This window comes from Hymenobacter pini (assembly GCF_020421205.1).
GTDB lineage: Bacteria > Bacteroidota > Bacteroidia > Cytophagales > Hymenobacteraceae > Hymenobacter > Hymenobacter pini.
On record NZ_JAIZZH010000001.1, the window covers coordinates 717,007 to 743,570 of the forward strand.

At 59.4% G+C, this 26,564-nt stretch carries 23 protein-coding genes; 14 read left to right on the forward strand and 9 right to left on the reverse strand.

Features of this window, described 5'->3' with window-relative positions; genetic code table 11:
* Positions 1–243: 243 nt before the first annotated feature.
* The gene (gene paaE / locus LF252_RS03105) at positions 244–1,323 is read right to left on the reverse strand and encodes a 1,2-phenylacetyl-CoA epoxidase subunit PaaE (protein ID WP_226267352.1); all 1,080 of its coding nucleotides are present in this window, start codon (positions 1,321–1,323) and stop codon (positions 244–246) included.
* 97 nt (positions 1,324–1,420) lie between these two features.
* Positions 1,421–2,002 (reverse strand): TetR/AcrR family transcriptional regulator, encoded by a 582-nt coding sequence (locus LF252_RS03110; RefSeq protein WP_226267353.1) that lies wholly within the window; start codon positions 2,000–2,002, stop codon positions 1,421–1,423.
* 244 nt (positions 2,003–2,246) lie between these two features.
* Between LF252_RS03110 and LF252_RS03115 the strand changes: the two genes are divergently transcribed.
* From LF252_RS03115 to LF252_RS03160, 10 genes are all read left to right on the forward strand, one after another.
* The gene (locus tag LF252_RS03115) at positions 2,247–2,456 is read left to right on the forward strand and encodes a hypothetical protein (RefSeq protein WP_226267355.1); all 210 of its coding nucleotides are present in this window, start codon (positions 2,247–2,249) and stop codon (positions 2,454–2,456) included.
* 112 nt (positions 2,457–2,568) lie between these two features.
* Positions 2,569–3,120 (forward strand): hypothetical protein, encoded by a 552-nt coding sequence (locus LF252_RS03120; RefSeq protein WP_226267357.1) that lies wholly within the window; start codon positions 2,569–2,571, stop codon positions 3,118–3,120.
* A gap of 205 nt (positions 3,121–3,325) precedes the next feature.
* The gene (locus LF252_RS03125; RefSeq protein WP_226267360.1) at positions 3,326–3,964 is read left to right on the forward strand and encodes a (2Fe-2S)-binding protein; all 639 of its coding nucleotides are present in this window, start codon (positions 3,326–3,328) and stop codon (positions 3,962–3,964) included.
* Between the two features lie 94 nt (positions 3,965–4,058).
* The gene (locus LF252_RS03130) at positions 4,059–5,048 is read left to right on the forward strand and encodes an FAD binding domain-containing protein (protein WP_226267370.1); all 990 of its coding nucleotides are present in this window, start codon (positions 4,059–4,061) and stop codon (positions 5,046–5,048) included.
* A gap of 19 nt (positions 5,049–5,067) precedes the next feature.
* Entirely contained in the window at positions 5,068–7,410 is a 2,343-nt protein-coding gene (locus tag LF252_RS03135) for a xanthine dehydrogenase family protein molybdopterin-binding subunit (protein WP_226267372.1), read from the forward strand.
* 169 nt (positions 7,411–7,579) lie between these two features.
* On the forward strand, positions 7,580–8,758 hold the full coding sequence (locus tag LF252_RS03140) for an XdhC family protein (RefSeq protein WP_226267374.1): 1,179 nt from the start codon (positions 7,580–7,582) through the stop codon (positions 8,756–8,758).
* Positions 8,759–8,769: 11 nt separating this feature from the next.
* Positions 8,770–9,360, forward strand: a complete 591-nt coding sequence (locus LF252_RS03145; RefSeq protein ID WP_226267375.1) for a nucleotidyltransferase family protein — start codon at positions 8,770–8,772, stop codon at positions 9,358–9,360.
* A gap of 86 nt (positions 9,361–9,446) precedes the next feature.
* Complete coding sequence (locus LF252_RS03150) at positions 9,447–10,877, forward strand: MFS transporter (RefSeq protein WP_226267378.1); 1,431 nt, start codon at positions 9,447–9,449, stop codon at positions 10,875–10,877.
* Between the two features lie 90 nt (positions 10,878–10,967).
* Positions 10,968–11,486 (forward strand): DinB family protein, encoded by a 519-nt coding sequence (locus LF252_RS03155; RefSeq protein ID WP_226267380.1) that lies wholly within the window; start codon positions 10,968–10,970, stop codon positions 11,484–11,486.
* A 138-nt stretch (positions 11,487–11,624) separates the two neighbouring features.
* Complete coding sequence (locus LF252_RS03160; RefSeq protein ID WP_226267390.1) at positions 11,625–13,010, forward strand: T9SS type A sorting domain-containing protein; 1,386 nt, start codon at positions 11,625–11,627, stop codon at positions 13,008–13,010.
* 105 nt (positions 13,011–13,115) lie between these two features.
* Here LF252_RS03160 and LF252_RS03165 read toward each other — a convergent pair whose 3' ends face one another.
* From LF252_RS03165 to LF252_RS03175, 3 genes are all read right to left on the reverse strand, one after another.
* Positions 13,116–14,783 carry an amidohydrolase gene (locus LF252_RS03165; protein WP_226267391.1) on the reverse strand — a complete coding sequence of 556 codons (1,668 nt, stop codon included), beginning with the start codon at positions 14,781–14,783 and terminating at the stop codon, positions 13,116–13,118.
* Between the two features lie 28 nt (positions 14,784–14,811).
* Entirely contained in the window at positions 14,812–15,255 is a 444-nt protein-coding gene (locus LF252_RS03170; protein ID WP_226267402.1) for a hypothetical protein, read from the reverse strand.
* 91 nt (positions 15,256–15,346) lie between these two features.
* The gene (locus LF252_RS03175) at positions 15,347–16,120 is read right to left on the reverse strand and encodes an AMP nucleosidase (protein ID WP_226267404.1); all 774 of its coding nucleotides are present in this window, start codon (positions 16,118–16,120) and stop codon (positions 15,347–15,349) included.
* A gap of 260 nt (positions 16,121–16,380) precedes the next feature.
* Here LF252_RS03175 and LF252_RS03180 point away from each other — a divergent pair, with 260 nt between their 5' ends.
* From LF252_RS03180 to LF252_RS03190, 3 genes are all read left to right on the forward strand, one after another.
* Positions 16,381–16,764: a type I restriction enzyme HsdR N-terminal domain-containing protein gene (locus LF252_RS03180; RefSeq protein ID WP_317197835.1), complete on the forward strand. Its 384-nt coding sequence runs from the start codon at positions 16,381–16,383 to the stop codon at positions 16,762–16,764.
* Positions 16,765–16,875: 111 nt separating this feature from the next.
* The gene (locus tag LF252_RS03185) at positions 16,876–18,702 is read left to right on the forward strand and encodes a sensor histidine kinase (protein ID WP_226267408.1); all 1,827 of its coding nucleotides are present in this window, start codon (positions 16,876–16,878) and stop codon (positions 18,700–18,702) included.
* 4 nt (positions 18,703–18,706) lie between these two features.
* On the forward strand, positions 18,707–19,114 hold the full coding sequence (locus tag LF252_RS03190) for a response regulator (protein ID WP_226267410.1): 408 nt from the start codon (positions 18,707–18,709) through the stop codon (positions 19,112–19,114).
* A 2-nt stretch (positions 19,115–19,116) separates the two neighbouring features.
* On the opposite strand, the gene LF252_RS03195 is transcribed toward LF252_RS03190, so the two are convergent.
* The 4 genes from LF252_RS03195 to LF252_RS03210 form a co-directional block, all read right to left on the reverse strand.
* A complete protein-coding gene (locus tag LF252_RS03195) occupies positions 19,117–21,006 on the reverse strand; it encodes an LTA synthase family protein (protein ID WP_226267412.1) in 1,890 nt (629 codons plus the stop codon).
* Positions 21,007–21,078: 72 nt separating this feature from the next.
* Complete coding sequence (locus tag LF252_RS03200; protein ID WP_226267414.1) at positions 21,079–21,678, reverse strand: SMI1/KNR4 family protein; 600 nt, start codon at positions 21,676–21,678, stop codon at positions 21,079–21,081.
* A 129-nt stretch (positions 21,679–21,807) separates the two neighbouring features.
* Positions 21,808–22,935: an alanine dehydrogenase gene (ald, locus tag LF252_RS03205; protein WP_226267417.1), complete on the reverse strand. Its 1,128-nt coding sequence runs from the start codon at positions 22,933–22,935 to the stop codon at positions 21,808–21,810.
* 180 nt (positions 22,936–23,115) lie between these two features.
* Positions 23,116–23,889, reverse strand: coding sequence for a DUF1573 domain-containing protein (locus LF252_RS03210; RefSeq protein ID WP_226267419.1), 774 nt, complete (start codon positions 23,887–23,889; stop codon positions 23,116–23,118).
* 222 nt (positions 23,890–24,111) lie between these two features.
* Here LF252_RS03210 and LF252_RS03215 point away from each other — a divergent pair, with 222 nt between their 5' ends.
* A complete protein-coding gene (locus tag LF252_RS03215; RefSeq protein WP_226267421.1) occupies positions 24,112–26,535 on the forward strand; it encodes an alpha-ketoacid dehydrogenase subunit alpha/beta in 2,424 nt (807 codons plus the stop codon).
* The last annotated feature ends 29 nt before the right edge of the window (positions 26,536–26,564 follow it).

Sequence of the window (26,564 nt, forward strand, 5' to 3'; positions counted from 1 at the left end):
TTTGTGGCAAAGGCAGTAAGATGCTATCCTTAAAAGTCTTGTTGAAAAGAGCAGACAGTGGGTCATGCACCATTCGACGTCGTTGGCCGGTAAGTAACACGAACGGTTTGCCAGCTACTACTCTTCGCTCGGCTTGAGGATTGTTTCCAACCTCACCGCAACTACTGACCAGAAGCATTCCTGAAAGGAACAGGTAGAGATACTTCGGCAAGCTCTGCATGAAGTCCTGATTTTGCTGATTTGCTACTGGTCGAAATCCACGCTCACCTTCTCGGAAGTAGGGCGGGCCTGGCAGCTGAGTACGTAGCCTTTGGCCACCTCTTTTTCGGAGAGCGAGTAGTTAACGTCCATTTCCACGGTGCCTTCCGTTACGCGGCAGCGGCAGGTGCTGCACATGCCGTTTTTGCAGGAGTAGGGGGCATCCACGCCGCGCTCCAGCAGGGCATCCAGAATGGTGTCGCCGTAGTAGGACATGGGCAGCGGGTACTTGGTGCCTTCCAGCTGCACGGTAACCACGCTCTGTTTATCGTCCTGGCCGGTGGGGCGTTGGGCCTGGCGCTCGGCTTTGCGCTTGGCCCCTTCGGCGGAGGTGAACATTTCGAAATGCACCTTTTCGGGGGTTACACCAGCTTCCGTCAGGGCTTCCTTAACGCCCAGAATCATTTCCTCGGGTCCGCAGATGAAGGCCTCGTCGATTTCCTGGGGCGGAATGATTTTCTGTAGAAACTGCTGGGCCTTCTGCTTGTTGATGCGGCCGAAAAACAAATCGGCCTCCCCGTGCTCCCGGCTTAGGATGTGATACACGCTGAGGCGGTCCACAAACCGATTTTTCAGCGCCTCAATCTGCTCTTTGAAAATGATGGAGTTGCGGCCCCGATTGCCGTACACCAGGTACACCTGGCTGCCGGGCTCGGTGAGCAGAATGGTTTTCACAATGGACATCACCGGCGTAATGCCCGAGCCGGCGGCAAACGCTACGTACAGCTTCTGCTGCTCGGCATGCAGCTCAGTGGTGAAGTGGCCCATGGGCGGCATTACCTCCAACTCCTCGCCCACGCGCAGCTGCTGCACGGCGTGAGTAGAAAACCGACCCTCGGGCACCTGCTTGATGGCCACGCGCCACTCATTATCCAGGGGGCTGCTGCAGATAGAGTAGGAGCGGCGCACTTCCTCCCCGTTCAGGTGGCGGCGGAAGGTGAGGTACTGCCCCTGGGTAAAGCGAAACGTCTCCCGCAGCTCGGCGGGCACATCCAGGGCCACGCTCACGCAGTCCGGCGTTTCGCGGGTGATGCTCTTAACTTTAACGGTGTGAAAACGACTCATGGGGAATAAGTTGCTGGTTTCTGGTTGCTGGTTTCTAGTTGGTTGATCTGCTTGTGATTCGGGCAAAACCAGAAACAAGCAACCAGAAACCAGAAACTCATTTGGCCAGGCCGGTGAGCAGCATGGTGATGATGTGGTCTTCGAGCTCTTCGGCCGACAGCTCCCGGCCGGGGCGGTACCAGAGCTCCACCCAACGTACCGCCGAGAGGATGGTAAACAGGGCCACCGATACGTTTACGGGTTGGAACTCGCCGGCCGCAATACCTTTCTCAATCAGCTGCGCGAAGCCTTTTTCGTAGTCTTTGCGGGCCTGCTTGAACTCCGTAAGCTGGGGCTCGGGCAGGTACTTCCAGTCGTGGTTGGCGACGGATACGGCCGCGCCGTCCTCAATCATCAGCCGTATGTGCAGCCGGATCAGAGCCTTTACCTTGTCGGCATAGCTGGCGTCGGTCTGCTCAATGTCGGCCAGCTGGGAGATGTAGGTGTGCGCAATGCGGGTACAAATCAGCTCCAGGATTTCGTCCTTGCTCTTGATGTGGTTGTACATACTGGCCGCTTCCATGCCTACTTCCCGGGCCAGGTCGCGCATGGAGGTGCCGCCAAACCCTTTTTGCTTAAACAGCTTGGCCGCTTCATCCAGTATAAGTTGGCGACGGTTGGTTTTGCGCGTTGTCAGCATAGCAAGTCAGCAGCGGGAAAGGGCGAGAGGCAGCAGGTGGCAGTTGGGCTAGCCCAGAGTTGCCGAATCGGGCACTAAAGTACGCATTCTAGGTTGTCAAACTAATGTTTGTTAGCTTTTGATTACGCCCTGATTATGCGGACGGTACCAGGCAACCTTTGTTGAGTTTTCGCGTGTGAAGAAAACGGCCGGCCCATAGTGGCCGGCTGATAGTGTCTCTCACCATTCCCCCTCTCAATCCATCATGAAAAAGATTCTTGCTGCCACCCTGCTGGGGGCCTTCCTGTTGGGTACTGCTTCCGCCTCCTTCGCCCAAACCACGCCCATGCAGGGCGACACGACGAAGATGAAGTCAAATATGAAAAAGGATAAGATGAAGACGATGGATGGCAAAGCCAAAATGAATAACAAGAAGGGCAAAGGCAAAATGAAGATGGACAAATCGACCATGTAAGCGCACTTGCCCGCGCACCAAAAAAGGCTTCTGCCACTGCGGCAGAAGCCTTTTTTTGTTAAACTGTTGAGCTGATGGGGCCGTACTAGCGAGGGTTCATTGCAGAAAGAATATGCTACACCTCGTGTTTGGGTTGCTCGGCCTGACGGTATCGGCTGCCAACCCGCTCATCGGCCCCGGCAAGAGTCTGGGCAACATTAAGCTCGGTACTTCGCCCGAAACGCTGACCAGCTTGGGGCCCGCCGCCACTACCGACGCGGCTATGCAAAAAGCCTGGGCTACCTGGTACGGGGGCACGGCTGCCAAGCGTACCCAACTCGATGTGTACACGGCGGCCTCCGGCCCCGATATGCGCAAATCCATTCAGGCAGTGCGGGCTACCTCGCCGTTCTTTCACACGGCTGGTGGCATCGGGAGCGGCTCTACGCTGGCGGAAATACGCAGGGCGTGCGGGCCGCTGGTGCTGGCCGGCAGCTACCGGCCGAAGCCCGGGGCTGCGCCGCACTATTTCTACGATAATGCCCGCGCCGGTATTGCGTTTGAAACCGATGGTACGGCAGCCTCCAGCCGGTGCACGGCGGTTTTGGTGCACTTGCCCGGCAAAGATGTAAAAAGTAACTACCTGTCCATCGTCAGCTACCTGCAGTTGGTGGCTAGCCGGTAGCTCACACGAAACGGACATTCTCAGGGAAAAAAACGGACCCATGTACCTACCTCAACTATGCGTTGGGGTTAGCGTACAACCTCTATACCTGCTATTGAGGACTTCTAAGGGCGCATTTTGCCTTATACACTGCTGTACGCGCCTGTGTACGGTGTAGAAGATGCTATCTGGGCAGCTACATAATTCCGGCTTTTACTGACTTGCTATGTCTACTTTTCTTCCCCCTGATACCCCGGACGGGACGCTTTCCAACCCGCAGCCAGCCGATGGCTCGCGCCGCTCCTTTATGAAACAGGCCGGTGGTATACTCGGGCTGGCGCTGGCTCCGCCCATCGTAACCCACGCCGAGCGGCTGGCAGCTTATTCCAAAGTTGTAGAAGGGGTAACGCCGCTGCAGCTAAAAGTAAACGGCACCGTGCGCACTATCCAGGCCGAGCCCCGCGTAACGCTGCTGGACGCCCTGCGGGAGTACATGGACCTGACGGGCACCAAGAAAGGTTGTGACCATGGCCAGTGCGGCGCCTGCACCGTGCACGTAGATGGCAAGCGCATCAACAGCTGCCTTACGCTGGCCGTAATGCAGCAGGGTAAGGAAATTACCACTATCGAGGGTCTGGCGAAAGGAGAGGAGTTGCATCCCATGCAGGAAGCCTTCATCAAGCACGACGGCTTCCAGTGTGGCTACTGCACCCCCGGCCAGATTATGAGCGGGGTAGCCTGCGTACAGGAGGGCCACGCCACCACCGACGACCAGTGCCGGGAGTGGATGAGCGGCAACCTCTGCCGCTGCGGGGCCTACCCCAACATTGTAGCCGCCGTGCGGGAAGTAGCTGGGAAGGGGTAAGAACTGAGAAATGAGAGCAAAGAACTTAGATAGTCCTGCCTCATTCTATTCAGTAAAATCTCAATTCTAACTTCTGATTTCTCAGCTCTAAAACATGAACAACTTTAGCTATACCCAGGCCAGCACGGCTAAGGAAGCCACCGGCATCCGCAAGGACAAGCCCGAGGCGGCCTACATTGCTGGCGGCACCACGCTGCTGGATTTGATGAAGGCCAACCTGGAAGAGCATTCCCAGTTGGTTGATATCAACATGCTGCCCTTCAAGGGAATTTCGCTGAATAGTGCCCCCGGCAACGGGCTGGTAATTGGGGCCATGGAGCGCATGAGCGACGTAGGCGAAAACGAGGTGGTAAAGCAGCAGTGCCCGGCTATATCGGAGTCGTTGTTGCTGGCGGCCTCCCCCCAGCTGCGTAACATGGCCAGCATCGGGGGTAATATTCTGCAGCGCACCCGCTGCGGCTACTTCCGCGACGCGGCGTTTCCGTGCAACAAGCGCGTGCCGGGCTCCGGCTGCCCCGCCCTAGAAGGCGACAACCACAACCTGGCCATTCTGGGGACTTCCGACAGCTGCATTGCCACCGCTTACCCCGGTGACTTATCGGTGGCCCTGGCTGCCTTTGATGCCGTGCTGACGCTGGAAAATGCCAAGGGCAAGCAGCGCCGCGTGCCCGTAACCGAGTTCTACCTGCTACCCGGCAAAACCCCGCAGAAAGAAACCGTGCTGGAACCCGGCGAGCTGATTGTCTCGGTGATGATTCCGGCTACCAACCACGCCCGCCGCTCCACCTACCTAAAGGTGCGGGAGCGGGCCAGTTACGCCTACGCGCTGGCTTCGGCAGCGGTGGGCTTGGATGTGCAGGGCGGTACCATCCGCTCGGCCCGGGTGGCGCTGGGCGGGGTAGGCACCAAACCCTGGCGCAGCCTGGAAGCCGAAAAAGTGTTGACGGGTGCTCCGGCCACCGAGGCTACCTTCCGGGCCGCTGCTGCCGCCGCCCTGCGCGGCGCCCAGCCCCGGGAGCATAACCGCTTCAAAGTAGAGCTGGCCCAGAATACGCTGGTGCAGGCCCTGCTGAAAATTGCCTGACTCTAACCCACCCTGAACTATGGATTTTTCGGAACCAACTTTTTTTGAGACCAATCCCCAGCCGGGAGTGGTTGGGCAACCCCTGAACCGCGTTGATGGTCGGGCAAAGGTGATGGGCCAGGCCAAATATGCCGCCGAGTTCAACAACCTGCCCGGCATGGCTCACGCCGTGCTGCGTACCAGCGACGTGGCCAAAGGCCGCATTCAAAGCATTGATGCCAGCGCGGCGCTCAAGCAGCCGGGCGTACTGGCGGTGCTCACGCACCAGAACATCCCCAAACTGGCCAAAACGCCCAACGACGCGGATGGCAAGAAGGCTATTGGGGCACCCATGGGCTTCCTGCCCCTCACCACCGACCAGATTCACTACGCTGGCCAACCCATTGCCGTGGTAGTGGCCGATACGCTGGAACGGGCGCAATACGCCGCCACGCTCCTGAAAATTCAGCTGGCGGCGGAAGCTCCGGTAGTGTCTTTCGAGGATAAGAAGGCGCAGCTATTCGACCCCGAAAAGGTGCAGGACGGCAAAACTAAGGGGCACACGGTGCGCGGCAACCCGCAGGCGGCGTTTGCGGCGGCTCCGGTGCAGCTTACCCACAAGTACGACCATGCCATCAACCACCACAACCCCATGGAACCCGGGGCCACAACCGCCCATTGGGAAGCCCCCGACCGCCTGACGGTGTACGAGTCGACGCAGGGCGTAACGCGCACCCAGAAGGCACTGAGCACCATGCTGGGCTTGTCGGCGGAGCAAGTGCGGGTGGTGACAAAGTACATCGGCGGCGGCTTTGGCTGCAAAGGCTCTACCTGGCCCCACACTGTGCTAACGGTGCAGGCCGCCAAGGCCGTAGGGCGGCCCGTAAAGCTGGCTCTCACGCGCCCCCAGATGTTTACCAGCATGGGCCACCGCGAGGATCAGACCCAGACGCTGAAAATAGGGGCCACCAAGGACGGGAAACTTACGGCCCTCATTCACGAGAAAACCTCCACTACCTCGCCCTGGGACAACTACGCCGAGCCCAACAGCAAGATTATCAACCTGCTGTACGAGTGCCCCAACTTTGAGGCCTCGTACCAGCTGGCCCGGGCCAATGTGATGACGTCCACGTTCATGCGGGCTCCGGGGGAGGCTCCCGGCTCGTTTGCGCTGGAGTGCAGCATGGATGATCTGGCCTATCAGCTCGGCATCGACCCCTTGGAAATCCGGCTGCGCAACTATGCGGATAAGGACCCCAGCACGGGCCAGCCCTGGAGCAGTAAAAGCCTGAAGGAATGCTACAGCCGCGGGGCCGAGCTATTTGGGTGGAGCAAACGCAACCCCAAAAACGGCGCTACCCGCGACGATAGAATGCTGGTAGGCTGGGGCATGGCCACGGCCAGCTACCCGGTGCACAACTCGCAAGGCACGGCCCGGGCCCGCCTCTACGCCGATGGTCACGCCGTGGTGCAGGCCGGCGCTACCGACCTGGGCACCGGTACTTACACCGTAATGACGCAGGTGGCCGCTGATGCTTTGGGGCTGCCCGTTGACAAAGTCCGGTTTGAATTAGGCGACACCAAGCTACCCACGGCACCCAACTCGGGTGGCTCGGTAGCGGCGGGTACGGTATCGTCGTCGGTGTACATGGCGGTGCAGGACCTCTGGCAGAAGCTGACGAAGGTGGCGGTGCTGGACAAGAAATCGCCGCTGTACCGGGCCAAGCCTACCGATGTGGAGGTGAAGCAGGGCCGGCTGCAGCTGAAATCGAACCCGCAGAAAGGGGAGGGCTTTGCCGACCTGATGAAGCGGGCCGAAATGACCGACGTGGAAGGCAACGGCCAGGGCCGCTACGGCAGCGGCTACGAAGATGCCCAGTCGGCCGCCAATGCCGATCCTACCAAGAAAGATGAGGCGGGCAACCACTCCATGCACTCCTTTGGGGCGCACTTCTGCGAGGTGAAAGTGGACCCTGATTTGGGCACCGTGCGCGTTACCCGCTGGGTGAGCGTACATGGGGCTGGCCGCATCCTCAACGCCAAAACCGCCCGCTCCCAGATTATTGGGGGCAGCATTTTCGGTATCGGCTCAGCCCTGATGGAGCAGACCACGCGCGACCCGAAGATGGCCCGCTACACCAACGCTACCTTGGCCGATTACCACATTCCCGTAAATGCCGACATTCCGGAAATGACGGTAGAGTTTATCGACGAGAAAGACCCCTACATCAACGCCATGGGCGTGAAGGGCATCGGGGAAATTTCGATGGTAGGCGTGGCCGCCGCCGTAGCCAACGCCGTGTTCCACGCCACCGGTAAGCGGGTGCGTAGCCTGCCCATTACGCCTGATAAAATACTGGAAACGAAGGCCGCACAGGCATAGATTATGCTGATTATTGCACGTCATGCTGAGCTTGCCGAAGCATCTCGCGTGCTGATGTTGAAATAGTAAATCAACGTTAGCACACGTCATGCTTCGGCAAGTTCAGCATGACGTGCTTTTCTGTCTGTTCAGGCCAACGCCATCGGTTTCCTGCCGTATCTTTTGTACTATGACTGAACTTCAACGTCTGCTGATTGCCTACGACGAGCACCAAGCTGCTGGCCGGGCTTGCGCTTTGGCCTCGGTGGTAGATGTAGCCGGCTCGGCCTATCGTCGGCCCGGCGCGCGCATGCTCGTTACTGATGAGGGCCAGCTGACCGGGGCTATTAGCGGCGGCTGCCTGGAAGGGGACGCCCGCCAGCGGGCCCGCCGCACCATTCAGCAGGGTCGCCCCACAGTAGTAACCTACGACTCCACGGACCCCGACGACGACCTGCAGTTTGGGGCCGCGCTGGGTTGCCAGGGCATCGTGCAGATTCTGCTGGAGCCGCTGGATTTTCAGAATCCGGATAACCCCATGGAGCAATTGCGACGCTGGGCTGAGCAAGCTACTTCGCCGGCCGTCGTTGCTACCGTATTTGCCACGGCTGGTTCTGCTTCTGGAGTGGCCGTGGGTCAGCGGCTGGCGCTGCTGCCCAACGGTACTTTCGAGGGAACCATACCCGCGCAGGCCGGGCTGTATCCGGAGCTGCTGACCGCCTGCCAGGAGGCGCTGGCGGCCGGGCAACCGGCCACGCACCACTATGCGGCTGTGCGGGTAAGCCTGGAAATACTATGGCCCCCGGTGCGCCTCACGGTGTACGGAGCCGGCAACGATGTGCAGCCGCTAGTGCGGCTGGCTGCCGGCCTCGGCTGGCAGGTGCGCGTGGTAGATGGTCGCCCGGCCCAGGCTCAACCCACACGCTTCCCGGACGCCGCCGCCGTGGAGGTAATACCGCTGGCTCAAGTGCGTGAGCAGCCCTACGACGGTAGCCTGGCCCTGCTCATGACGCACAATTACTACTACGACCTGGAGGTACTGCGCCACCTGCTGCCCGATGCTTCCACCCGGTACATTGGGCTGCTGGGGCCCCGCAAAAAATACGAGCGGCTGCTGGAAGACTTGCACCAAGACACGCCCGATGCCGCCGCGCGGCTGCAGGGGCGCATCCACAGCCCGGTCGGCCTCAACCTGGGTGCTGAGACTCCCGAGGAAATTGCCTTATCGGTAGTAGCAGAAATTCAGGCGGTACTTACCGGCCGGCCCGCTGGCTTCCTGCGCGATTCTCCGCATCCCATCCATCCGCCCCTGCGTGCCGATGCCCCACTAGTTGCCGAAGGCCGGGTAGACGCCGTGTGCGGTCTGTAGTGAGAGAGGCCGTGCCAGCTGTTATACTACTCGCAGCGGGAGCTTCTACGCGGCTGGGGCAGCCTAAGCAATTAGTGCAGTTCCGGGGAAAAAGCCTGCTGCGCCGCGCCGCCGAAACCGCCGTGGCAGCCGCCGCAGGGCTGCCGGTGCTGGTAGTTACCGGAGCGTTGCACGAGGAACTGCTGCCTGAGCTGACTGATTTACCTGTGCAAGCGGTGCGGTGCCCGGAGTGGGAGCAGGGCATGGGCGCTTCCCTGAAAACCGGCCTCACGCAGTTATCAGCATCAACTGGCAACCCAACCGGCTTTGTCGTAATGCTCTGTGACCAGCCGTTGGTAACTACTGAACTGTTGCAAGAACTGGAGGGAGTGCACCAGCAAACAGGCCAGCCAATTGTGGCTTCGGCCTATGCCAGCACCGTGGGGGTACCCGTGTTTTTCGCGGCTTCCATGCTGCCACTGTTGCTTGCCCTTCCCGATGCGGCCGGGGCCGGGCAGGTGCTTCGGCAACACGCTGAGTTGGTGGCCACGGTTGAGTTTCCGGACGGGGCTTTTGATGTAGATACCCCCGCTCAGCTGGCCGCGCTTCGGGCCAGCGAATAGTCCCGGGAGAGGATGCAGCAGGACGGGCCAACTTCAACCGCCAAATCCCGTTATCTTGCTCGCAACCTACCTCAACCATTGCCTTTATGAGCGACGCTACCGCCGCCCCTGATTTGTACCACGTTCCGAAGGATGACAAGCGTATTACTACTGGCTGGACGTTTTACGACTGGGCTAACTCGGTATATCCGCTGGTAATCACTTCCAGTATTTTCCCTATTTACTGGGGCTCCATGGTAAAAGCGGTTACCAACACCGACAGTGGCAAAACCCCGGTTGAGTTTCTGGGAATGCACATTCCAGGTACTTCTCTGCAGAACTATTCTGTATCGGCGGCTTTCCTCATCATTGCGTTGATAAGTCCGCTGCTTACTTCTTTGGCTGATTTCTCCGGCCGTAAGAAGCTGTTTCTGCAGATCTTCTGCTATATCGGCGCGCTGTCCTGCGCCGGGCTGTATTTCTTTGAGCCCAGCACATTCACTATCAGTGTGTTTGTGTTCATAATGGCCACAGTAGGCTTTTCCGGGTCTATTGTATTTTACAATTCTTACCTGCCCGATATTTCTTCGGAGGAAAAGTTCGACTCGCTCTCGGCCCGAGGGTTTTCCATGGGCTACATTGGGTCCGTACTGCTGCTGATTCTCTGCCTAATGCTCATTCAGGGGCCCACGCTTTCCGGTACACCCATGTTTGGGCTCACGGCGGGCGAAGCTACCCGGTACAGCTTTCTGCTTACGGGCATCTGGTGGGCCGGTTTCGCCCAGATTCCCTTCTTCACGCTGCCCGCTGACCCCGGCCGTCCCGCCGGCACGGCAACCGATTCGGGCTGGCTGCTGAACGGTTTCCGGGAATTAGGAAAGGTGTGGGAAGAAACTAAGCACCAACCAAATCTGAAGCGGTTTCTGCTGGCCTATTTTACTTACAATATGGGCGTGCAAACGGTGATGTATGTGGCTACGCTGTTCGGCGACGAGGAACTGCACTTGGACAGCAAGTCGCTTATCATTACCATTTTGCTGTTGCAGATTGTAGGTATTTTGGGGGCGTATCTGTTTGCCAAGCTCTCAGAGCGCATTGGCAATACCCGAGCCCTGAGCTGGGCAGTATTCATCTGGATGCTGATTTGTATTGCCGGCTATTTTGTGCAGGCCGGCTGGAGCTTCTACGTTTTGGCATCTATTATCGGCTTGACAATGGGTGCAGTTCAGAGTCTGTCTAGAAGTACATATTCTAAAATTATTCCTGAGAACACCCCAAACTCCGCAGCTTATTTCAGTTTCTTCGATGTCACGGAAAAAGTGGGAATCGTGGTTGGGTTGGTCGTATTCGGCGGTATTTCACAGCTGACGGGTGGCAACATGCGCTACAGCATTCTAGCCCTGATTGTGTTCTTTATTCTGGGGCTGATCTTCCTGCTACAGTTGCGGGGTAAAAAATTGCGGGATACTACCACCGCGCCCGATGACGTACCTGGCCCGCCTCCGGCTACGCCCAACGTGGCGGTGCCAGCCCGCTAAATAAGTTGCCTGGTATTGGTTACTTGCACGAGCATTGGGAGCAACCCAATGCTCGTTTGCATTTATTCCCCCACCTACCTTACTCCGCGCATGCACACTACTTCCCTCCAACAAAACATTCTGGCAGAACTCGACCACGAGCTGGCTACCACTCGCAAGCTGCTGGAACGCGTACCCTACGACAAAGCCGATTATCAGCCCCACCCCAAAAGCATGAAGCTGTGGCAGCTGGCCACGCACATTGTGAACCTGCTAGCCTTCAACCAGCTGTTTGTGCAGGCTGATTCCCGTGACTTCCTTGACCCCAACGGGCCCAAACCCGGCCCCACGCCCACTAGCTCCGAGGAGTTGCTGGCCCGCTTCGACCAATACAGCGCCACGCTACGGCAAGCCCTACAAGCGTCATCGGATGAGACGCTGACGCAGAATTTCCGCCTGCACCGCGGGGAGCAAACCCTGATGGAGCGCCCCAAAGCTGCTGCCATCCGCATCATGGGCCTCAACCACAGCATCCACCACCGGGGGCAATTGTCGGTGTACCTGCGCCTGCTGGATATCCCGCTGCCTGGCATGTACGGCCCCAGCGCCGACGAGCAGGGCTGGGGATAGAAGCCAGACTGCTATATGACGGGAGTGAGATAAAACAGTATATTCAGCCAGAAGTTAACAGCCTTATCTTACTTCTGTTATATGCTGATACGCTGTACCCGAATCACCCATTGTGTTGCGGTGTTAGCCGCGGTATGGATGCTGCATGGGCCTGCCAGAGCTCAAACCTCCCGCATCGACCCGGCTTTTCCGCCGGTGCAGGCTACGTTGGTTGAAAACGGGACGTTGCTGCCTGCTACCATACAGGATGTTGTGCGGCAGGCAGATGGGAAATACATCATAGGGGGCAATTTTACAGCCATCAACGGCGTGGCGGCATCGAGACTGGCCCGGCTGGAGTCCAATGGTACCCTTGATGTAGCCTTTACCACGGCCTGCCAGGCCAACGGGCCGGTTACTTCGCTGGCACTGCAGCCCGATGGCCGCCTTCTGGTAGGAGGAAGCTTTACCACGCTGGCTGGCTCGCCCCGCACCTATGTAGGCCGGCTGGAGGCTTCTGGGGCACTTGACGCGTCTTTCGCGCCGTACACGCCACCTGCCAGAACATCGGGCGGGGTAAGCAAGGTGCTGGTACAGCCCGATGGTAGGGTGCTGGTATCGGGGCTGTTTAATCTGCGCGGGGCGGGTGAGGCTGACCAGTATATTGTGCGGCTGAACGGCAGTACCGGTCAATATGACCCCAGCTTTCAGTTTACGCTCCCAACCCCGGATACTTCCCCCAGAACTATATTCCTGCAGCCCGATGGGCATGTGCTGATGGGAGGTAATGGGCCATCTTACCGGCAGGCCTTCATGCTCACCCGGCTCCGCCCCGATGGTTCGGTGGATTCAGGTTTCACCACCCTCGAAAGCACGTTCACCTCAGAGGTGAATACGCTGGAACTGGATGCTACGGGCAAAATTTATGCAGGCGGAATGTTTCAGAACGGGCCTGGTAATGCTGTTTTGCGCCGCTACCTGCCCAATGGCACCCTTGATACGGGCTTTGCTTACCCCAGAACGTTTGCTTCGCAGTACGCCGGCCCTATCTCAGCCATAGCCCTGCAGCCAAACGGGCGACTCTTGGTGGCTCAGGCAAATGGGGTAGAGCGGCTGTTGCCCAACGGTAGCTTCGATGCCAGTTTCATCACCGGCCTGGGAGGTGTCATTCGGCGGTTGTTGGTACAGCCGGATGGGGCCATTATACTAGCCGGCACCGCCCTGACGGGTACGGGAGTAACTGGTGCGGTTGGGCTGGTCCGTATTCTGGATGCTAACGTACTGCAGGTACGGCCTTCGGTAACTGAAACCCGCACGGCGGCCTGGCCGGTTCCGGCGCACGATGTGCTACAGCTGGAGCTGGACGCCGCCAGCAAACCGCAACGGGTGCAGCTGCTGGACGCCCTGGGACGACCGGTACTGACACTGGAGCAGCCTGCGGCCCGGCTTATCCTTCCACTGGCTCGTGTTGCGGCTGGTACGTATTTAGTTCAGGTAGAATATGCCTCCGCCGGTTGGGTACGGCGGCGCATTGTGGTGCAGTGAAAATAAGAGCCGGCATACCTGAAAGGCCCATCACGGTACTGTGGTGGGCCTTTCAGGTATGCCGGTAACTGACTGGGTTGAGAAAGAATAAGGGACGCTGATTTCCTAGCGGGAAAACACCCGCTCCCCGGCTATCCATGTTTGCTGCACCTGAGCGGCGCGCAGGGACGCCTTGGGTGCCTTCAGCAAATCGGTGTTGAGTAGCACAAAGTCGGCGGCCATACCGGGGCGGATGCTGCCTTTCTGCTTGTCCTCGAAGGCAGCGTGGGCGGCCCAGGTGGTCATACCCCGCAGGGCATCTTCCCGGCTCAGGGCGTTTTCCATCTGGAAGCCACCGGCCGGGTAGTTTTTGGCATCCTGCCGGGCCACGGCCGAGTGAAAGCCGAACAGCGGGTTGATATCTTCTACCGGAAAATCAGACCCCAGGGCTACCTGGCCATACTCCTTGCGCAGGTCGTTGTAGGCGTAGGCCGTTTTAAGGCGGGCCGCGCCCAGCCGCTCACCGGCCCAGTACATATCGGAAGTAGCGTGGGTGGGCTGCACCGAAGGCACGATGCCGTACTGGCCAAACTTAGGCACATCGGCTTTGCTTACCACCTGCGCGTGCTCAATGCGCCAACGCCGGTCCTTCTGGCCCCGGAGAGCTTCGCCGTAAATATCCAGCAGCAGCCGGTTCGAGGAGTCGCCGATGGCATGGGTGTTCATCTGAAATTTACTGGCGGCCAGCTCTTTCGCCAGATTCCGAAAATCGGCTACCGACGAAAGCAGGAAGCCGGTTTCCTTGGGCCGGTCAGAGTACGGGTGAATCAGGCAGGCACCCCGGGAGCCAAGGGCCCCATCGGCGTACACTTTGAAGGAGCACACCGTGAGGCGGTCCTTGAACACCGGCCCATTTTTGAGGTAAAAGTCCTTATTCTCTTTGGTAGGGGCCAGCATAGCGTATAGGCGCAGCTTCAGCTTGCCCGCATCCTGCAAGGCGGCCATGCGGTCAATGTTACCTTTCTCGAGGCCCGCATCGGCAAGGCTGGTGAGGCCCACGGCTACACAGCGCTTTTGGGCTTCCAGCAAAGCCGTTTCGGCTTCAGTGGCGGTGGGTTCCGGAATTTTGCCGGCCACCAGCCGTACCGCGTTATCTACCAGCAAGCCGGTAAGCTTACCAGTTTCATCCTTAGTGATGGTGCCGCCGCTAATGGGCGTGCGGGCTGTAACGCCGGCCAGGTCAAGGGCTTTCTGGTTTACCAGCGCGGCGTGCCCATCCACCCGAATGATGAATACGGGCGTATTTGGGAATAGGACGTCTAAGGTATCCTTGGTGGGGAACTGCTTGTTAGCCCAGTCATTCTGGTCCCAGCCCCGGCCCGTTAGCCAGGTGGCCTGTGGGTATTGCTGCCGTTGCTGCTGTAGCTTCTGCACCACTTGGGCCCATGAGGTAGTACCCACCAAATCGGCGTCGCGCAGGCCCAGGGCATAGCGGTAGAAGTGACAGTGCGCATCGTAAAACCCTGGGTAGATGAACTGCCCCTGCGCGTCAACTTCCTGCTTGGCTTGGTACCGGGCCCGGATATCTTCGGCCGTGCCTACGGCCACAAACCTGCCATCCTTCACGGCAAAGGCCTGGGCCGTGCTAAAAGCCGAGTCGACGGTGTACACGGTGGCATTGTACACAACTACATCGGCGGGCTGGCGGGAGGTAGTTTGGCAGCCCGAAAGGGTCAGGGCAGCGGCAGATACGGCCACCACCGGCCGCCAGAAGTTCAGGAGCAACGACGTCATGCCGCGAATGTACGCAGCGGGGCCTCATTCACCGCAACTGCCTGGCGCGGGCTTTGCGGCGGCACTGCCGTAGCCACTGTCGGGCACTTTCTTCATCGGTGAACCGCTGAAAATAATAGGGCAGGTTGGGCTCGTCGGCCTGGTAAGGCGTGTACGAGGTAGCCAGCATGCCTGCCAGCTGGTGCGAGGCCATTACGTACGCCAGGTATACGGTAGCACCCAGGCGAGGCTGCAGCCGTGGAAAAAAGTCTTCCATCAGCCACGAAACGTCCGTGGCACTCAGGGGCGAGAGGCGTCGGGTGATGTCCACCAGCCAATAGTGGCACTCGTACTCGGCGGCCGTATCCAGCAGTTGTCCATAGCCCCGGTGCAGCTCAAACGGCATTACGGAGCGCTGCCACCGGCTCAGCAGGGTGCGGCGGCGGCCTTCGTAGTTGATGTACAGGTACGGGGGCGAGGAAACTTCGGGCATAGGTGCAGGTGCGCGCGGGCAGAAGCGGAAGGGCCTGGGCTTCCCCAAGAACATAGGAAACCCAGGCCCCGCAAGTAGCAGTTTTTTCCGCTTATTCGAAGCGCATGTGCTTCACCGATTCGCCGGAGTTTTTCAGTTCCAGCAGCGAGTCAATGCCAATTTGCAGGTGGGCCTTCACGAAGTCGGCCGTTACCTTCTTGTCGCTCTCGGAGGTTTTCACGCCCTCGGGCGTCATCGGGTTGTCGCTCACCAGCAGCAGAGCACCGTGGGGAATTTCGTTCACGAAGCCTACCGTGAAAATGGTGGCCGTTTCCATGTCCACGGCCATAGCCCGGATCTGGCGCAGGTATTCTTTGAAATTCTCGTCGTGCTCCCACACGCGGCGGTTGGTGGTGTACACCGTGCCGGTCCAGTAGTCCTTCTCGTGCTTCTTGATCATGCTGCTCACGGCCCGCTGCAGGCGGAACGACGGCAGGGCCGGAATTTCGGCCGGCAAATAGTCGTCGGAAGTACCCTCGCCCCGGATGGCAGCAATTGGCAGAATCAGGTCACCGAGCTTGGTTTTGTTTTTCAGACCGCCGCACTTACCCAGGAACAGCGCCGCTTTAGGCTTGATGGCCGACAGCAAATCCATAACGGTAGCTGCCATGGGCGAGCCCATACCGAAGTTAATGATGGTGATGCCGCCCGCCGTAGCCGTTTGCATGGGCTTATCAAGGCCGCGCACTTCGGTGCCGAACTGCTCGGCAAACATGTGCACGTAGTTGATGAAGTTGGTGAGCAGGATGTACTGCCCAAACTCGTTCAGAGCCACGCCGGTGTAGCGGGGCAGCCAGTTCTCGACGATGTCAGATTTAGTCTTCATACGGGAAATATAGGTTTGTTGCTTGGAAAAAGGCTGCGAGCTTACCGGGTGCAGCTTGCGTGCCGCTACCCGGAGCCCTCAGCCGGAAAATTCAGGTACAAAAAAACCGTCGGAACCCACGGAATGGGGTGCGACGGTACGGAGCGAAAAGCGGGAGTTGTGTGCCCAGGGCCGTACCTTTGGAGGTGATGCAAGAGTTAAACCTGCCGCCTTTCGACTGCAAAGTTACACAATCCAGCGAAAATTTGCTAATCTGGGATGTGCTGCGCCGCCGAAATGTAGTGCTGACGCCCGAGGAATGGGTGCGCCAACACGTGGTGCACTACCTCATCAACCACCGTGGTTATCCCAAGGGCCTGCTGAGCCTAGAGCGGGGCCACCGCTACAACCAACGCCAGAAACGCACCGACCTGCTTGCTCTGGACGCCGCCGGCCAGCCGCTGCTGCTGGTAGAATGCAAGCGTCCCACGGTACCCATTACGGCCGCCGTGGCTATGCAGGCGGCTACTTACAACCAAACCATTGGGGCTCCGCTGCTGCTGCTGACCAATGGGCTGCAGCATTTTTGCTGGCGCGTGAACTTTGAGCTGCGTACCAACCAGCAACTGGCGGAGATGCCTTGGTATTCCGGCAATACGAAATAGGAAATTACCACAACGGATAGTTGCTGTTGAGTGATAGTAATTCGCTTTCTTTAGGCTCGGATCTGCGTGTAGAGCCGGCCAAATCGGCTGGCACGCTGGTTGTTGCTGCCTATGTTCACTACTGCCACCATACCCGAGCAAGCTCAGTTTGTGATGAATCCGCGGGCGGTGGTGGTGGATGCCACCGGCATGGTGTTGCGGGTTACCGCAGGCTTCGCCGAGTTGGTGCAACTGCCAGCTGCTGAACTGCTGGGCACCAACTTGGCCGCATTGCTTTCCGCGCCCGAAGCGCAATTGCTGCCCCAACTGCTACAGCAGGCCCTGTCTGGCCGCCCCACTGATTTCACAACCGAGTTGCCTGGGCAGGTGGGGGCCATAACCATCCTGTTGCTGCCTTTGCCTAGTGCGGCGGGAGAGCAGCCGCAGCTATACGGCGTGGTGCAGGCTATGGCTCCGGTGGTTACGCAGGCCGCTCTGGAACGTCAACGGCACTTAGCCACCATTCTGGATGCCACGGCCGATGTAGTGTTCGTGCTGAACAAGGAAGGGGAGCAGTACCGCTTTGTGTACGTGAATAAAACATTTGAAACGACCACCGGCTTACCGGGTGAAAAGGTGGTGGGGCAGTTGGTAAACAACATTATCCCGCAACATTCCCTGAGCGAAGTACTCCAGTATTATCAGGAGGCCGTTACTACCCGTGAGCGGGTAAGCTGGTTGGAGGTATCTGATTACCCCACTGGCCAGAAAACCGGTGAAGTAAGCGTAACTCCCGTGTTTGCGGCCGATGGCAGCTGTCAGCTGGTAGGCATCGTGCACGACCTTACTCGGCAAAAGCAGGCCGAGGCCCGGCTGGAAGTCAGCAACGAGCGGTTCAGGTACGTGCTGAAAGCCACCACTGATGCGCTCTACGACTGGAACATTGCCGCCGATACCCTATACTGGGGCGAAGGGTTTGAAACCTTGTTTGGGCATCATCTGAAGGAGAATCCCACCCCGTTCAGCAAATGGGGTGATTTTGTGGCACCTGATGAGCACGACCGGGTAGTGACCGGCCTGCGCCATACGGCTTTTGAAACCACCAACGAGTTCTGGCAGCAGCGGTATCGGTTCCAGCGGGCCGATGGCTCCTGGGCACACGTCTTTGACCGGGGCTATATTCTGCGTGATGAGCAGGGCCGGGCCTTCCGGATGATCGGGGCCATGCAGGACGTATCGGCGCAGAAAGAGGCCGAGGAGCAGCAGCAACTGCTGCTGAAGCGGCTGGAAAAGCAAAACGCCGACTTACAGCAGTTCACCTACATCGTATCCCATAACCTGCGCGCCCCGCTGGCCAACTCGCTGGGCTACGCCTCCCTGCTGGGCAAGACGGATAAGGCGTCGGCGGTATTTGATGAGTCGCTCAAACATCTGCAAACCAGCCTGCAACTGCTGGATGCCGTGGTAGCCGATGTAACCACCATCTTATCAGTGCGCGACCAGCAGGGTAGCATGCGAACCGAGCCGGTTGCTATTGCTCAGGTATGCCAGCAGGCGCTACACACGCTGCAACAGCAGCTGGATGCCTGCGGAGCACAGGTAGAATGCCGCATTCCGGCCGGGCTGCGGATTACGGGTAGTCGGGCGTACTTCCACAGCATTTTCCACAACCTTTTGTCGAACACTATTAAATACCGCTCCGACGCCCGCCCCTTACGCGTAGTGATAGAGGCCACCCAGCTTCCGGATGGGCAGGTGCAGCTGGTGGTGCAGGACAACGGCCAGGGCTTCAATCCAAACCAGGGCGACGTTTTTCAGCTGTATCGGCGGTTCCACCCCGAAACGCCGGGCCGGGGCATCGGCCTCTATTTGGTGAAAGCCCACGTAGAAGCAATGAATGGGCGCATCAGCGTCTGGAGCGCTGAGGATGCGGGTACGCAGTTCACGCTTCTGTTCTAGCTTTATGCCCGTGAAAACCTACCTCATCGACGATGATACGCTCAGCATCTACCTCACGGAGCAGCTGCTGCGGGCCGAAGGATTTTCCGATTCCATCAGCACGTTTCACTCGGCGCAGCAGGCGTTGGGCCGCTTGGTGCAGGAAACTAGGGATACCCCGCCCCAGGTAGTATTTCTGGACCTGAATATGCCCGTGATGGATGGATGGCAGTTTCTGGATGCGCTGCAGCCCTACCGGCAGGACCTGCTGGGGCGCTGCCACATCTACATTCTCACCTCCTCGCTGGCGCTTACTGACCTAGAAAAATCCCGGGAATATGATTTGGTATCGGGTTTGATTCATAAGCCCATCGATACCGAAGAAATCAGAGCTATTCAGGCAGAGCTGACCGACGATGAGCCCAGCGCTTAGGCTTAGCGGTAAAGACGGTTATCCAGTAGACCGTCGGTGAAATATTGGGCGGCGGCTTTCAGCTCGTTGCCGTACTGCTGTGCGGTGCGCGGGTTGGGGTTGGCCAGGGGCTCGGGGGGCAGTTGGTGGGTGCGGTAGGGGTAAAGTTGCACGGCGTTATCGGCTGTCAGCTCCGTCACAAAATCGGAATGCACCAGGAACAGGGAACCCCCACTCAGGAATAATGCCCGGCCCGTAGTGCTGTCATCGAACACGGAGTAGCCAAACGGCAGCAGTTGCCGACCGGCCGGAATGTTCAGGTAATCCAGCACGGTGGCCGGCACATCGGCCTGCTGGGTAATGCGGTGCACGTTGGCGGCCGGCAACTGGCGGCCCGGGTGAAACAGCAGCAGCGGCGTCTTGTAGTTACCCAGCGTATTCTGGTAGTCGGGCCTATCAGATTGAGAAGTGTGGTCGGCCAGCAGAATGAACAGCGTGTTTCGGTACCAGGGTTGGCGGCTGGCCGTTTTGAAGAACTGGCGCAGGGCAAAATCAGTGTACCCAATAACCCGGTGAATGGGCAGCGTCCCCTCCGGAAAACGCTTCGCATACTGCCAGGGCACCTCAAACGGCTCGTGCGAGCTGAGCGTGAACACCGTGCTGAAAAACGGCTGCGGCTGCCGGCTTAGCTGCCGGGCGAAATACTGCAGGTAAGGCTCATCGGCAATGCCCCAGTGCCCGTCAAAGTCCGGGCTTTTCTCGGCGCCGGGGTACTCGTTCAACCCATAGTACTGCTGCACGCCTGCAATGCCGCTGAACGTGTTAAAACCCATCGTACCATTCTGGGCCCCGTGAAACACGGACGTAGCATAGCCCGCCCGGCCCAGAATTTCGCCCAGCCCATGCAGTTCATCGGTTTGAAAAGGGGAGGTGATGAATGGGTGCTCATTGAGGGACGGCAACCCGGCCAGTACAGCTGGCAGCGCCTCAATGGAGCGGCGGCCGTTGGCGTAATGGTCCCGGAAAAACAGCCCCTTGGTAGCCAGCGAATCGAAGAACGGCGTGTACCCCTGGCCGTTATTTTCGATGCCGGTGTACTCCGAGGCAAAACTCTCCAGCAGCAGCACCACCACGTTGTCGTGCGGGGCACCGGGGCGGGGGCTGGGCGGCAAGGCGGCCAAGGCCCGGTGCAGCGAATCAGGGGAAGTGAAGAACTCGCGCCGCTCCAGCGTTTCAGCGCCCAAGCTTTTGAGGAAGGTAAACGTACTGTTGAGGGCCACGTGGCCTAGCACCGGCGGCGTTTGCATAAAGGCGTGCCCGGTACGCAAGGGTTTCAGCTGCACCCCGCCCCGGATACCCAGCACCACCAGCCCGCCCATCACCAGCATCTGCACCATATAGCGCCCCACCGCCCGCCCACGGGACAAGGTTGTGGAGGCAGTTGAAGCTTGTTGGGGCATGGGGTAGAAGTACCACATGGCCGCCAGCAGCACCGCAAACGGTACCAGCAAAAACCAGTATTGCAGGACCAACTGCCCGGCCTGTCGGCGCACATCATCCCCAATGGTCAGCAGCTCGTTGCTGGTGCGCCGCCCGATGAAGCGGAAGTACTCCACGTCAATCAGATTGAGGGCCACGCCCAGGCTGTTGAGCAGCAACCACACCACACGCAGCATCCGTTGCCACGCCGGGTGGCGGCTGGGCACCAGACTCAGCACCACCCACGGCAGATTCAGCAGGAGCAGGGCGGCAATATCAAACCGGAACCCGTGCCAGAAAGCCAACGCCACCTCGCCGGGCGGGGCCTGAAAAGTTGCCTGGTTGAACAAGTAGAAGCCCAGTCGCAGCAACAGGTACACACCCAGCAGCAGAGAAAACCGCCGAACCAGCAGGCGCAGAAACTCGGAAGGCATACGTCAGACACGGGAGGCAACGCCCCATCAGATTCAGAGCAGGAAAGGAAAGCGGCGGAAAGACGCGGCCGGCTACAAAGGTTGCAGCCGTACTTGTTGGCCGTCGGGCAGGTCCTTGATTTGCCGGTGGAACTCGGCCAGCCACGCCAGCCGCTCCGTTACCGATACGGCTTTGGCACTGGGTTTGGATTGGCCCTTGGTGGTAATGCACAACGGTGGATACAAGCTCAGCAACTGCCCCGGCTGCAGTACGCCGCCGGCCTGCTGAAATGCCCGCAACGGCTGCATGCCCAGGGCGTCCAGCGGAAACTTCTCGGCCCCAAACAGGAAGTGCTTGAAATCCACCTCCAGGTCGGCCAGCTCGCCGGTTTCGGTGTCCAGCCACAGCACGGCGTCGCCGCGCAGCAGGAATTGGTTGCCTGCGCAGTCCTGGGCAAACGGAATATCAGCTTTCTGCACGGCATCGTAGGTGCGCCACAGGGCCCGCTCGCCCTGCCACACGCTGGCCAGGGAGTGCCAGCCGGGCGCCGCTACGCAGCCCCGGATGTGCAGCCCGCCGAAGTAGGCCACCACGCCGTTCTGCTCGCGCAAAAAGGCCTGCAGGTAGGTGGGCAGCTTCGCAAACGTCACCAGGTCCGTCAGCTCACCGCCGGTATAAAGAATGCCTCTCAAGGGAAGAAAGAGAAAAGTAGTAGGAAAAGTACGGAACTGCGGACGACAGCTAAAAAGTAAAAGTTGAGTGTTCCGGCGCATTGCTGCCCCCAAACACTCAACTTTCACGGTTGGCTTGCTAGTGCTGGCTTAAACCGCAGCGGCTTCCATTACCGACTCCACCGATTCCAGGGGCAGACCCCAAGCGTCGGCTACGCCTTTGTACACCACTTTGCCGTGCACCACGTTCAGGCCGAGACGCAGGGCCTCGTCGCGGCGGCAGGCTTCCTGCCAGCCCAGATTGGCCAGCTTCACGGCGTAGGGCAGCGTAGCGTTGGTCAGGGCCAGGGTAGAGGTGTACGGCACAGCACCCGGCATGTTGGCCACGCAGTAGTGCACGATGTCGTCGATGATGAAGGTCGGGTTTTCGTGGGTGGTGGGCTTGCAGGTCTCGATGCAGCCGCCTTGGTCCACAGCCACGTCCACCAGCACCGTGCCGGGACGCATGGTCTTCAGCATGTCGCGGGTGATGAGGTGGGGAGCCTTAGCACCCGGAATCAATACCGCGCCAATGATGAGGTCGGCGGTTTTGATGGCTTCGCGGATGTTGTACTCGTTGGAGTACTGGGTAACCACGTTCTTGGGCATGAAGTCGTCCAGCTCGCGCAGACGGTTCAGGCTGATGTCCATAACGGTTACCTTGGCACCCAGACCAGCGGCAATTTTAGCCGCCTGCGTACCCACGATGCCGGCACCCAGTACCAGCACTTCGGCGGGCTTCACGCCGGGCACGCCGCCCAGCAGAATGCCGCGGCCTTTCAGGGGTTTCTCCAAGTACTTAGCACCTTCCTGCGGAGCCATGCGGCCGGCTACTTCGCTCATCGGAATGAGCAGGGGCAGCGCGCGAGTAGGCAGCTCCACGGTTTCGTATGCCAGACACACGGCTTTGCGCTCAATCATGGCGTGGGTCAGTTCCTCGCCTGAGGCAAAGTGGAAGTACGTGAACAGCAGTTGGTTTTCCTTGATGAGGGGATATTCCGAGGCAATCGGCTCCTTCACCTTCACAATCATTTCCGCCTTGGCGTACACGTCCTCGATGGTAGGCAGCACCGTAGCGCCCGCCTGCTCATACTCGGCGTCCGAGAAGCCGCTGCCGTTGCCGGCCGTGGCCTGCACGTACACCTCGTGGCCATGCTTGCGGAATTCAGCTACGCCGGCCGGGGTCAGGCCAACGCGGTTTTCGTTGTTCTTAATCTCTTTCGGTACGCCGATTAGCATGGCTCGAAACGGGTGTGAAAATGGGGTGGATGAGGATTGCCCGGAAAAGGCGGGGCAAAGATACGCAGAAGCGGGGCTGCGGCGACAAAGAGAAAAAGTAAAAAGTAGAAGCGCTGACCCAAGCCATGTAACCGGCCCCGTCAGCGCTTCGACTTTTTACTTTCTCGCTCTTACGAGCTTTTATTTAAACGGTACGCTGGCGCCGCTTTCCTTCACCATGCTATTGGCGTTCAAATCCTGCACAATCAGGGCTTTCAGCGTCAGCTTGGCGTCGCCGGTGAGGTCGTTGCTGGTAATCACCACGGGCTCGTTCTGGTTGCCCAGCTTGCGCTGGCTGTACACCAGCTCCACCACGGCGCTCTGGCCGGGCTTAATGGGCGAAGGCACGTTTTTGTAGCCCACGCAGTAGCACTGCGAGGTAATGGCCCCCAGCACCAGATCCTGCTTGCCGGTGTTCTTCACCGTAAACTTGGCCGAGGCCGTCTGGCCGGCTTCCATTTTGCCGAAATTATGCACGGTGCGGTCCAGCGTCAGGCGCGGCGACTGAGCCAACTGGGCCGGCGTCAGCGAGGATTTCATCTGCTCCTTGTTCAGCACGTTGCCTTTGATGGTGAGCACCGTGCTGGGCGTACTGGCGTTGCTGGTTACCGTAACGGTTTTGTTGAAGATACCGGGGCGGCCGGCGCTGCTGTACACGGCCTTCACGATGCCAGTTTTGCCGGGTAGTACGGGCGTCTTGGTCCAATCGGGGGTAGTACAGCCACAGCTGGCCTGCACGTTGGCAATGATGATGGGCTGGTTGCCGGTGTTCTTGAAGCGGAACTCGTGGGTAGCCATAGTACCTTCGGGCACGCTGCCGAAATCGTGCAGCTCCTTTTCGAAGGTGAGGACGCCCTGGGCTTGGGCGGCTACGGTTACCAGCGCGGTAAGCAGAAGGGAGAAGAAGTATTTCATGGAAATAGGAGTTTAGGAGTTGGAAGTCAGGAGCTGGTAAGCAGAATAGGTGTTGCTCCTAGATTCTGACTTCTAACTCCTCCAAAGATAGCCACAAAAGCCCTATCATCGCATCGGCGGCAAATCCGTACTTTTGGGAGCCCGTTAACCGGTCGGGCTATCTTCCCACCCATTTTCGTACCTCCGGTTACCATCCACCCGCCCGCTTCTACTCCGCATTTTATGTCCACTGCCGAAACCGCCGCCGACGTGCAGACCAGCGTCGCCTCCCTCAGCAAAGAAGACCTGCTCCGCGACTATCGCCTGGGCTGGGAAAGCCGCCACGCCTCGTTGGCGGGCCGCAAGGAAGTATTCATGGGCAAGGCCAAGTTCGGCATCTTCGGTGATGGCAAAGAAGTGCCCCAGCTGGCCATGGCCCGCGCCTTCCGGGCCGGCGACTGGCGCGCGGGTTACTACCGCGACCAGACGTTTATGCTGGCCATTGGAGAGCTGACGCTGCAGCAGTATTTCGCCCAGCTCTACGCCCACGCCGACGTGGAAGCCGAGCCCAGCACTGCCGGCCGCGCCATGAACGGCCACTTCGGCACCCGCCACCTGGATGAGGACGGGAACTTCCGGAACCTGGTCGAAAGCAAAAACTCCTCCGCTGATATCTCGCCCACCGGCGGCCAGATGCCCCGCCTTGTGGGCCTGGCCTACGCTTCCAAACTCTACCGCCAGAACCCTGAGCTGCACCAGTTTTCCCAGTTTTCGGTAAACGGCAACGAGGTGGCCTTTGGAACCATCGGCAACGCCAGCACCTCGGAGGGTATGTTCTTCGAAGCGATCAACGCGGCCGGCGTACTCCAGATTCCGATGCTGGTGAGCGTGTGGGACGACCACTACGGCATTTCAGTGCCCGCCGAGTACCAGACCACCAAGCAGAACATCAGCGAAATCCTGAAAGGCTTCCAGCGCGAAGGCGAGGGTCAGGACGGCTTCGAGATTTTCCGGGTGCGCGGCTGGGATTATCCGGCCCTCATTGATACCTACCAGCGCGCCACCGAGGTGTGCCGCACTCAGCACGTACCCGTGCTGATTCACGTGCAGGAAGTAACCCAGCCCCAAGGCCATAGCACCAGCGGCTCGCACGAGCGGTACAAGAGCAAAGACCGCCTGAGCTGGGAGGAAGAGCATGACTGCCTGCGCAAAATGCGCGAGTGGTTACTGGTAGAAGGCCACGCCTCGGAGGATGAATTGAATCAGATTGAAACCGAAGCCAAGGAAACAGTGAAGGTGGCCCGCGCCGCCGCCTGGAACGCGTTTTTCAACCCCATCAAGCAGGAAACCGCCGAGGTGGTGGAACTGCTGAACCGCTTGGTAAAGGAAACCGGCACCGAAAATCAGCTGCATGAGCTGGTGGAAACGCTGGCCCACAACCCGGCCCCCATCCGCGCCGATTTGGTGCGCACCGTGCGCCGCGCCCTGCGCCAGGCCCGCGGGCAGCGCAGCGCCGCCCGCCGCGAGCTGCAGAACTGGCTGGAGCAGGCCCTGGCCGAAAACGCCGACCGCTACAACTCCTACCTGTTCAGTCAGAGCGAAGAAGCCATTGGTAACATCGAAGAAGTGAAAGCCACCTTCGCCGCCGACGCCCCGCAGGTGGACGGTCGCGAGGTGCTGCAGGCCTGCTTCGCCGCCAATTTCCAGCGTGACCCGCGCATCTTCGCCATCGGCGAGGACGTGGGCCGCATCGGCGACGTAAACCAAGCGTTTGCCGGCCTCCAGGAGAAATTCGGGGAGTTGCGCGTGACGGATACCGGTATCCGGGAGTGCACCATTGTGGGGCAGGGCATTGGGGCCGCCATGCGTGGCCTGCGCCCCATCACCGAAATCCAGTACCTCGACTACCTGCTGTACGCCATCCAGATTCTCTCTGACGACGTGGCCTGCCTGCAGTACCGCACCAAAGGAGGACAGAAAGCGCCGCTGATTGTGCGCACCCGCGGCCACCGCCTCGAAGGCATCTGGCACTCAGGTTCCCCCATTCAGATGATTCTGGGCTCCATCCGCGGGATGCACCTGTGCGTGCCCCGCAACATGACGCAGGCCGCCGGCTTCTACAACACGCTGTTGCGCTCCGATGAGCCGGCCATTGTGATTGAGTGCCTCAACGGCTACCGCCTTAAAGAGCGAATTCCGCAGAACGTGGGCGAGTTCACGCTACCCCTGGGCCAGCCCGAAACGCTGCAGGCCGGCTCCGACATCACCATCGTTACCTACGGTTCCATGTGCCGCATTGTGCTGGAGGCCTCCCGGCAACTGGCCGAAGTGGGTATCTCGGCGGAGGTGATTGACGTGCAGACCCTACTGCCTTTCGACGTGGGCCACGTAATTGCCGACTCGCTGCAGCGCACCAACCGCGTGCTGTTTGCCGACGAAGACGTGCCCGGCGGCGCTACCGCCTACATGCTGCAGCAGGTGCTTGACGAGCAGCAGGCGTACCGCTTCCTCGACTCCCAGCCGCGCTGCCTCTCGGCCCAGGCCCACCGCCCGCCCTACGGCTCCGACGGGGACTACTTCAGCAAGCCCAACGTGGAGGACGTATTTGACGCTGTGTACGAAATTATGCAGGAGGCTGACCCCAAGCGGTTCCCGGCCATCTACTAACTGCCCGTAACGAAATCCGCCGGCCGCCT

Bases quoted from the DNA above. Each gene is read 5' to 3' on its own strand.
- LF252_RS03195 (WP_226267412.1), bottom strand. From the start codon at position 21,006: ATGCCTTCCGAGTTTCTGCGCCTGCTGGTTCGGCGGTTTTCTCTGCTG.
- ald (WP_226267417.1), bottom strand. From the start codon at position 22,935: ATGCTAATCGGCGTACCGAAAGAGATTAAGAACAACGAAAACCGCGTT.
- LF252_RS03135 (WP_226267372.1), top strand. From the start codon at position 5,068: ATGGATTTTTCGGAACCAACTTTTTTTGAGACCAATCCCCAGCCGGGA.
- LF252_RS03155 (WP_226267380.1), top strand. From the start codon at position 10,968: ATGCACACTACTTCCCTCCAACAAAACATTCTGGCAGAACTCGACCAC.
- LF252_RS03110 (WP_226267353.1), bottom strand. From the start codon at position 2,002: ATGCTGACAACGCGCAAAACCAACCGTCGCCAACTTATACTGGATGAA.
- LF252_RS03130 (WP_226267370.1), top strand. From the start codon at position 4,059: ATGAACAACTTTAGCTATACCCAGGCCAGCACGGCTAAGGAAGCCACC.
- LF252_RS03165 (WP_226267391.1), bottom strand. From the start codon at position 14,783: ATGACGTCGTTGCTCCTGAACTTCTGGCGGCCGGTGGTGGCCGTATCT.
- LF252_RS03185 (WP_226267408.1), top strand. From the start codon at position 16,876: ATGTTCACTACTGCCACCATACCCGAGCAAGCTCAGTTTGTGATGAAT.
- LF252_RS03150 (WP_226267378.1), top strand. From the start codon at position 9,447: ATGAGCGACGCTACCGCCGCCCCTGATTTGTACCACGTTCCGAAGGAT.
- LF252_RS03190 (WP_226267410.1), top strand. From the start codon at position 18,707: ATGCCCGTGAAAACCTACCTCATCGACGATGATACGCTCAGCATCTAC.
- LF252_RS03210 (WP_226267419.1), bottom strand. From the start codon at position 23,889: ATGAAATACTTCTTCTCCCTTCTGCTTACCGCGCTGGTAACCGTAGCC.
- LF252_RS03215 (WP_226267421.1), top strand. From the start codon at position 24,112: ATGTCCACTGCCGAAACCGCCGCCGACGTGCAGACCAGCGTCGCCTCC.
- LF252_RS03175 (WP_226267404.1), bottom strand. From the start codon at position 16,120: ATGAAGACTAAATCTGACATCGTCGAGAACTGGCTGCCCCGCTACACC.
- LF252_RS03120 (WP_226267357.1), top strand. From the start codon at position 2,569: ATGCTACACCTCGTGTTTGGGTTGCTCGGCCTGACGGTATCGGCTGCC.
- paaE (WP_226267352.1), bottom strand. From the start codon at position 1,323: ATGAGTCGTTTTCACACCGTTAAAGTTAAGAGCATCACCCGCGAAACG.
- LF252_RS03125 (WP_226267360.1), top strand. From the start codon at position 3,326: ATGTCTACTTTTCTTCCCCCTGATACCCCGGACGGGACGCTTTCCAAC.
- LF252_RS03115 (WP_226267355.1), top strand. From the start codon at position 2,247: ATGAAAAAGATTCTTGCTGCCACCCTGCTGGGGGCCTTCCTGTTGGGT.
- LF252_RS03160 (WP_226267390.1), top strand. From the start codon at position 11,625: ATGCTGCATGGGCCTGCCAGAGCTCAAACCTCCCGCATCGACCCGGCT.
- LF252_RS03170 (WP_226267402.1), bottom strand. From the start codon at position 15,255: ATGCCCGAAGTTTCCTCGCCCCCGTACCTGTACATCAACTACGAAGGC.
- LF252_RS03140 (WP_226267374.1), top strand. From the start codon at position 7,580: ATGACTGAACTTCAACGTCTGCTGATTGCCTACGACGAGCACCAAGCT.